The organism is Vibrio sp. 1078-1 (genome assembly GCF_033340475.1).
This window is the reverse complement of sequence record NZ_JAWOWM010000535.1, coordinates 1-620: the sequence shown is the minus strand read 5'-3', so window position 1 is coordinate 620 and position 620 is coordinate 1. Positions and strand designations below refer to the sequence as shown.

The 620-nt window shown below is 46.3% G+C and carries 2 protein-coding genes; one reads left to right on the top strand and one right to left on the bottom strand.

The window, feature by feature from the left end:
• On the top strand, positions 1-367 hold a 367-nt coding region (locus R7190_RS28645; protein WP_318138031.1), incomplete at its 5' end, for a DUF2268 domain-containing putative Zn-dependent protease.
• A 101-nt stretch (positions 368-468) separates the two neighbouring features.
• On the opposite strand, the gene R7190_RS28640 is transcribed toward R7190_RS28645, so the two are convergent.
• Positions 469-620: peptidylprolyl isomerase (locus R7190_RS28640; protein ID WP_318138032.1), on the bottom strand; the 152-nt coding region annotated here is incomplete at its 5' end.

Genomic DNA, 620 nt, shown 5'->3' with positions numbered 1-620 from the left:
GCTCGCGCATGAATTGCATCATCTGTTTCGGATGCGAGCGGGAGAAAATGGACTCACTCTGGGAGCGGTGTTGATCATGGAAGGCTTGGCTTGCCATTTTGAACGTCAGGTCAACGGCGGCATCATTCCGAGTTTGTTTGAGTTGATAAAAGACCGCGACTGGCGGCCGTTTTACACAGAGATGAAAGATAAGTTAACGAGCTTGGATTACAACTTTGATGCTTACTTTTTGGGAAGCGGTGAAAGCCGTTGGCCGAAGTACATGGGGTATTGGGTGGGGTATAACCTAGTCGCGGAATACCTAGCTAATTTTCATGGTTCTGAACTCGATTTGGTCGGTGCCAAAGCCGAGATTTTCTATCAATAATTCTATCTAATCCAAGAATTCCTACTAATCATCAACACAAAAAAGCACCTAATTCAGAAGAGGTTAGGCGCTTTTTCTTATCTTGGAGCGGACAGAGGCGACTATTCGCTGATCGTCACTTTTTCAATAATGATAGGTTCGCATGGCACATCATCGTGACCCTGCTTTGATGTCGTTTTCACTTTCGCGATGCGATTAACCACATCCATGCCCGCTGTCACTTTTCCAAATACCGCGTAGCCCCAACCCAGGT